Origin of the sequence: Actinoplanes flavus (assembly GCF_017592555.1) — a bacterium.
GTDB lineage: Bacteria > Actinomycetota > Actinomycetes > Mycobacteriales > Micromonosporaceae > Actinoplanes > Actinoplanes flavus.
Genome location: NZ_JAGFNS010000055.1, coordinates 20,578 through 27,135, shown reverse-complemented (window position 1 = coordinate 27,135; position 6,558 = coordinate 20,578). Strand labels below are relative to the sequence as shown.

At 71.7% G+C, this 6,558-nt stretch carries 6 protein-coding genes and 1 pseudogene; 4 read left to right on the top strand and 3 right to left on the bottom strand.

Features of this window, described 5'->3' with window-relative positions; genetic code table 11:
• Positions 1 to 207: pseudogene (locus J5X75_RS42575) on the bottom strand (CAP domain-containing protein); the annotation flags it as partial.
• 230 nt (positions 208 to 437) lie between these two features.
• Here J5X75_RS42575 and J5X75_RS42570 point away from each other — a divergent pair.
• From J5X75_RS42570 to J5X75_RS42555, 4 genes are all read left to right on the top strand, one after another.
• Positions 438 to 1,997 (top strand): MFS transporter, encoded by a 1,560-nt coding sequence (locus J5X75_RS42570; RefSeq protein ID WP_208473420.1) that lies wholly within the window; start codon positions 438 to 440, stop codon positions 1,995 to 1,997.
• 23 nt (positions 1,998 to 2,020) lie between these two features.
• Complete coding sequence (locus J5X75_RS42565) at positions 2,021 to 2,626, top strand: TetR/AcrR family transcriptional regulator (protein ID WP_307798643.1); 606 nt, start codon at positions 2,021 to 2,023, stop codon at positions 2,624 to 2,626.
• A gap of 189 nt (positions 2,627 to 2,815) precedes the next feature.
• Entirely contained in the window at positions 2,816 to 3,763 is a 948-nt protein-coding gene (locus J5X75_RS42560; protein ID WP_208473418.1) for a S1 family peptidase, read from the top strand.
• Between the two features lie 132 nt (positions 3,764 to 3,895).
• Entirely contained in the window at positions 3,896 to 4,921 is a 1,026-nt protein-coding gene (locus J5X75_RS42555) for an LCP family protein (protein WP_307798642.1), read from the top strand.
• An 8-nt stretch (positions 4,922 to 4,929) separates the two neighbouring features.
• On the opposite strand, the gene J5X75_RS45815 is transcribed toward J5X75_RS42555, so the two are convergent.
• Together J5X75_RS45815 and J5X75_RS42550 are read right to left on the bottom strand one after the other, a co-directional pair.
• Positions 4,930 to 5,052, bottom strand: coding sequence for a hypothetical protein (locus tag J5X75_RS45815; protein ID WP_274383847.1), 123 nt, complete (start codon positions 5,050 to 5,052; stop codon positions 4,930 to 4,932).
• Between the two features lie 191 nt (positions 5,053 to 5,243).
• Positions 5,244 to 6,557 (bottom strand): multicopper oxidase domain-containing protein, encoded by a 1,314-nt coding sequence (locus J5X75_RS42550; RefSeq protein ID WP_307798641.1) that lies wholly within the window; start codon positions 6,555 to 6,557, stop codon positions 5,244 to 5,246.
• Between the last annotated feature and the right edge of the window lies 1 nt (position 6,558).

Sequence of the window (6,558 nt, the reverse complement as noted above, 5' to 3'; positions counted from 1 at the left end):
GGCTTTGATGAGTTTGGCGTCGGCCTTGAGGGCGGGGCAGCCGTGCTTGGTGCGCTGGATGTTGGTGAGCCGGTTGACCTCGGTTTGCAGGGCTGCCGTGGTGGGCTTCGCCGGGGCGGCTTCGGCCGGGGACGCGATCATGACGGTGCCGGCGGCGACCGGGGCGATGAGGGCGGTCACGGCGATGCGGCGGAGAAGCTTAGGCAAGATCGGTCCTTCCGGGGAAGTGTGTTCCGGGCTCACCGTTGACTTCGGCCCGGCGCGTACCGGGGTGATTGCCGGGCCGGTGTACGTCGGTCACCGTCCGGTTGCCGCGTTCCGGGGTGACCGCCGACACTTTCGATACGAGACCGTTCCGTTTTGCTGGGCGATGCGACTAGGTTGGCGATAGGAAACGGAACGGTTCCGTTTCGAAAAAGGTTTCGGGGGAACCGCGCATGACCCAAGCTCAACCCCAGACCGGGCATCCCCGCCGATGGGCGATCCTCGGTGTGCTGGTCATCAGCCTGCTGGTGGTCGTACTCGACAACACGGTGCTCAACGTCGCGATGCGCACCATCGCCGACCCGGACAAGGGCATCGGCGCCACCCAGAGCGAACTCGAGTGGGCGATCAACTCGTACACCCTGGTGTTCGCCGGGCTGCTCTTCACCGCCGGCATCCTGGCCGACCGGTTCGGCCGCCGGCTCAGCCTGGTCACCGGCCTGGCGATCTTCGGCATCGCGTCGCTCATCTCGGCGTACGCGACCTCGCCCGACCAGCTGATCGCGGCCCGCGCCGTGATGGGCCTCGGCGCCGCGGCCGTCATGCCGGCCACCCTGTCGATCATCGCCAACGTCTTCGACCCGCTGGAGCGCCCGCGCGCCATCGGCGTCTGGGCCGGCGCCGTCGGCCTGGCCGTCGCGATCGGCCCGGTCCTCGGCGGCCTGCTGCTCGAGCACTTCTGGTGGGGTTCGGTCTTCCTGATCAACGTGCCCATCGTGGTGATCGGCCTAGTCCTGGTGGCCGTGCTCGTGCCGGAGTCGCGTGACCCGAAGCCGGGCCGCATCGACGTGCTCGGCGTGATCCTGTCGATCGTCGGCCTCACACTGCTCACCTACGGCGTGATCAAGGGTGGCGAGGACGGCTTCGGCGAGACGGCGGCCTGGTCCACCCTCACCGCCGGCCTGCTCGTCCTGGCCGGATTCGTGCTGTACGAGCGCCGGATCACCTTCCCGTCGCTGGACGTGCGCCTCTTCGGCAACCGCCAGTTCTCCGCGTCGACCGGCATCATCGGCCTGGTCTTCTTCGCGGCGATGGGCTCGATGTTCTTCGGCGCCTTCTACCTCCAGATGGTCCGCGGGTACGGTCCGCTCGCCTCGGGTGCGCTGTTCGTGCCGTTCGCGCTCGGTCAGATGATCTTCGCGCCGGCCAGCTCCTCGCTGGTCAAGCGGTTCGGCCCGAAGGCGGTCAGCACCGTCGGCCTGCTGCTGGTCTCGGCCGCTCTCAGCCTGTGGCTGTTCGTCGGCGTGGACACCCCGATCGCGCTGGTCGCGCTGGCGTTCTTCGTCCAGGGCGTGGGCATGGCCAACGTCATGCCGCCGGCCACCGAGGCGATCATGTCGGCGCTGCCCCGGGAGAAGGCCGGCGTCGGCTCGGCGGTCAGCAACACGATCCGCCAGCTCGGCGGCGCGCTCGGGGTGGCGGTCCTCGGCGCGGTCGTCTCCTCGGTCTACCGCGATCACCTGACCACCCCGGCCGGGCTGCCGGACGCCGCCGCCGAGGTGGCCCACGAGTCGATCGCCGGCGCCTACGCGGTGGCCGGCCAGGCCGGACCGGCCGCGCCCGCGCTGCTGGCCGGCGCCGACAGCGCCTTCGTCACGGCGATGCACTACGCGGCCGTCGGTTCGACCGTGTTCGCGCTGCTCGGCGTCCTGGTGGCGGTGCTCTGGCTGCCCGGCCGGCGCCCCGCGGCCGCGCCCGCGGAGGTGGGCGACCTGCAGTTGGCCGACGCGTAAACCGGTCGGCGACAATGAACGCCATGAACAGCAGCACCGCGGCCGGCCAGGAGCGCAAAGCTCCTGGCCGGCCCCGCAGCGCCCAGGCCGACGAGACCATCCTCGACGCCGTGCTGGCGCTGCTCGGCGAGGGCCAGAGCGCCGCGGCCGTCTCCATCGAGGCGGTCGCCGCCCGGGCCGGCGTCGGCAAGGCCACCATCTACCGGCGCTGGCCCAACAAGGAGGCGCTGCTCATCGACGCGGTCCGGGCCATGAAGGGCCCGCTGCCCGAGCTGGCCGGCCGTTCCGTCCGGGAGGACCTGATCGCGCTGATCCGGGCGAACCGGACACCGCGCGCCCAGCGGCACAGCAAGGTGATCGCCTGCCTGATGCCGGAGCTGCTGCGCGACGACGAGCTGAGCCGGATGTACCGGGACTTCATCGAGCCCCGCCGCGAGGTGACCCGCCAGGTGCTGCGGCGCGGCATCGAGACCGGCGAACTGCGCCCGGATCTGGACGTCGAGCTGACCCAGGTCATGCTGTCGGCGCCCGGCATGATGAAGTCGATCCTCCGCTTCGACCTCGCGATCCCGGACGACGAGTTCGCCGAGACCCTCGTCGACGCCGTTCTCCGCGGCGCCTCCGCTTGAACGGTTGCGGCGCGGCCACCGTAGAGAAGGGTGGCGGGCTTCGTGCAACCTGAGCGGGCTCGGGACTCGTCCTGAGTGAGGAGACTCGGCCGGCGGGGGAGGGTTGCGGCGGTGGCGTACTGTGCACACCCGTTGAAACCGTTATGGAGATTTCTCACCGGCTTGGCCGCGCTCTCGATGGTGTTGGGGGTGTTCGGCGGGCCCGCCCATGCCATCGCCAACGGGGACAGCGTGCCCGACGGGCGGTACCCGTTCGCCGTCAAGATCAGTGCGCTCGGGATCCCCACGGCTGACGGCGGCACCCGGGACAGCTCCTGCTCCGGCGGGCTGGTCTCGCCCCGCTGGGTGATCACGGCGGCGCACTGTTTCCGGGACGAGAACGGGCGCCGGGTGTCGCGGACCGTGGCGGAGAAGACCATCGCCACCGTGGGCCGGGCCGATCTGACCGGCAAGGCCGGGTTCACCGCCAACGTCGTCCAGGTCGAGCAGCACGGGAAGTCGGACGTCGCGCTCATCCGGCTGGACCGGGCCATCACCGGCATCACCCCGCTGCGGCTCAATCGCCGCAAACCCACCTCCGGGCAGGAGGCGCGGCTCGTCGGGTACGGGTTCACCAGCCCGAACGCGTCGAAGACCCCGGACCGGATGCGGACCGGCCGATTCGAGGTCACCTCGGTGGCGGCCACCGAGATGGGGTTGTCCGGGATCGCGCCGAGGTCCAACACGAGCCCCTGCGAGCGGGACTCCGGCGGACCGTACTTCACCGAGGAGAAGACCGGCGCCGTCCTGATCGCGGTGGTCAGCCGCGGGCCCGACTGCCCGCACACCGGACCGGACACGGCCACCCGGGTCGACGCCCTGCGCCCGTGGATTATGTCGGTGATCGGCGACGATCTGGCCGCCACGCCCTCGCCGAGCCCGTCACGACCGCGACAAACCAAAGCCTCCGGTACGAAGGAGACGGCCGCGGCCGCCCCACCGACGGCTCCCGCGTCCACCGGCTGGGGGATCTCGCCGGTGCTGCTGGTGGCGTTCCCGGCCGCGGCGGTGGGCTTCGTCGTGCTTCTCGTGACGCGGCGCCGGGCCCAGCAGGCGCGGCGGTACCGGGGCAATCGCCGTGCGCGACGGACGTACTAGGACGGCATAACGCCTCCCGGCTCCGGCCAATCGTGTGATCATGCGCGAGTTGGCTGAAATAGGGAGGTATCGCGTCAAATGGCCAGGTCCGAAGGTCGCCGGGCTCCATTGTGGGCCAGGCTCAGTATCGCCGTGGGAGCCCTTCTGCTGATCCCGGCCGGGGGAGCGGTCGCGGCGAGCGGGCTGCGGAAGGAGCCCATCCCGGGCGCCGTCTCACCTGCCGTCGTGCGGCCGGCCGGTGAGCGCGGGGCCCTCAATTTCCTGCTCGTCGGCATCGACCCGCGTGGTTCGCACACCAAGCCGCTGGCCGACACGATCGTCGTGGCGCACGTGCCGTCGGGGTGGAAGGACGTCTACCTCTTCTCCCTGCCGCGGGACCTGGTGGTACGGATCCCGGCGTTCAAGCCGTCCGGCACCGCCGCCGAACGGGCGAAGATCAACGCCGCCATGGCGCTGGGCAGCCGGCGGCCGAACGGCGTGTACAGCCCTCGGCAGGGCGTCTACCTGCTGGCCCGGGCGGTCGGCAACGTCACCGGGATCCGCTGGTTCGACGCCGCCGCGATTGTGAACTTCGGCGGCTTCAAGAAGGTCGTCGACACGATGGGCGGCGTGCGGGTGCCCGTCGACCAGGCGGTCGTGTCGGAACACCTCAAGCCGAACGGCCGGCCGCGCGACCGGACCGCCGACTGTGCGAAGACCAACACCTGCCTGCGCCCGTACGTCGGCCCGCAGAAGTCCTACCCGCGCAGCACCGCCCCGGTGCGGTTCCAGGGCTGGGAGGCGCTCGACTACGTGCGCCAGCGGTACGGCCTGCCGCGCAGCGACTACGACCGGACGCGGCACCAGCGGCAGTTCCTGAAGGCGATGGCCAAGCGGGCGATGAAACGGGACGTCACCGCGATCGTCCGGTCCGCCGGTGACTCGCTGACCGTCGTGGACGGCGGCGTCCGGCTGGCCGACTGGCTGACGGTGGCGCGCAACCTGGACGTCCGCGGCATGACGTCGATCGACCTGCCCGGCAAGCCGCTCTTCGAGGGTGGCGTCTACCGGGGCGAGAAGTTTCCGCCCGGGGTGCGCGGCTTCTTCGCGGCCGTCGCCGAGGACCGGGTGGCCGCGTTCCTGGTCGACCACCCGAAGGTCGTGACGATCGACCGGTAGACGTCTTGCTAGGAGCCGCCGATCTTCGCGTCGTCGTTGACGTCGCCGTCGCCCTGGCGGTCGTGGTCCGGCGGGAACGGCCGCATCTTTCCGGTCGCGAGCTGAAAGCCGACCCACTCCAGCGTGGACATCTGTTCTCGCCTCCCCGGCACGGGCGAGCCGCGATCGTCGGCGGCCACGGCTTGCACTCCGGATCGGTCGGGTGAGGGCTTCACGTCCCCGACCGTACGCACGTGGGGCCGCCGCGAGCATCCCTCGGTCGAGGTAGCGACGAGCACGCCGACGGCGCGCTCCACGATCGGGTGCGGGCGGCGGCCCCGCGTCAGGCCGCCGGGCCCACCTCGATCACGCCGCGGGCGCCACGCTCGGCGTCGACCATCGAGTGACTGACGAACGGGTAGTGGCCGGACTCCGGCAGGACCGCCTCGACATAGCCACCGGAGGCCGGGCCGAGCTGGAGCACCTGGGCGCCGCCCGGATCGTCCGGCCCGAGCACCCGGCGGCCCTCCAGGTAGACGGTGTCGAACTGGGCGCCGACCACGTGGAACGACGAGGACCGGTTCGGGCCGGCGTCCAGCACCCAGATCCGCACCCGGTCGCCGGCGGTCGCGGTGAGCGGGCGGTGCGCGTACTGGGCCGGGTAGCCGTTGAACATCACCGCGTCCGGCTGTTCGGCCCGCATCTTGGCGAGGTCGCCGACCTCGCCGTCCGGGCCGGCGTACAGCTCCGACTGGACCAGCACGTACTCGTGATCGACGTCGGCGAGATCCGGTGGGTCGATGATCACCGCGCCGTACATGCCGTTGCCGATGTGGTGCAGCATCGGCATCGTCGAGCAGTGGTACATCCAGATGCCGGCCTTCGTGGCGGTGAACCGGTAGGTGAGCGACTCGCCCGGATCGACGGGGCGCATCGGCTGGTCGGGGGCGAGTGCCCCGGCGTGGAAGTCGACACCGTGATCGACCGTGCCGTCGTTGGTCAGCGTCACCTCGAAGACGTCACCGGCGCGGCCGCGCAGCACCGGGCCGGGCACGGTGCCGCCGTAGGTCCACATCCGCTGCCGCACGCCGGGCGCCACCTCGGTCAGCACCTCCTGAACGTGCAGGTCGACGCGGTGCACCCGGCCCGTCGGGGTGGCCGGCGCGGTCGCGTCCCGGGCCGTGAAACCGGCCGCCGGCTCGGCCATCGTGTCCATGCCGTGCCCGCCGCCGTGCTCCGGGGCGGCCGCGCCGCCGTCGGGCACGATCGTCAGGGTCATGCCGGCCTGCCGGTGCGCGGGCAGTGAGCACCAGCCCTCGACCGTCGCGCCGATGACGCCGGCGTCCAGGCGGGCGGTGCCGTTCCGCTCGATCGTGGCGGTCCGCGCGCCGTTGGCCAGAACCAGGTCGTGCCGCCGGTTGTCGTCGTTGGTCACCTCGATGACCAGGCGGTCGCCGGGCGGCACGGTGATCCGGTCCGGGTGGAACCGCATGTCCTTCGCGGTCACCGCCACGGTCGTGGTGTGGCCGGTCGGGGCGACGTCCGCCGCCGCGACGGTCACGGGCGGGTCGGCGGCGCGCTGCGCGGCGGTGCCGGCCAGCACGGCCAGCAGGACCAGGCCGACACCGGCGGCCGCACCACCCAGGGGACGGGACACG

Bases quoted from the DNA above. Each gene is read 5' to 3' on its own strand.
- J5X75_RS42570 (WP_208473420.1), top strand. From the start codon at position 438: ATGACCCAAGCTCAACCCCAGACCGGGCATCCCCGCCGATGGGCGATC.
- J5X75_RS42565 (WP_307798643.1), top strand. From the start codon at position 2,021: ATGAACAGCAGCACCGCGGCCGGCCAGGAGCGCAAAGCTCCTGGCCGG.
- J5X75_RS45815 (WP_274383847.1), bottom strand. From the start codon at position 5,052: ATGTCCACGCTGGAGTGGGTCGGCTTTCAGCTCGCGACCGGAAAGATG.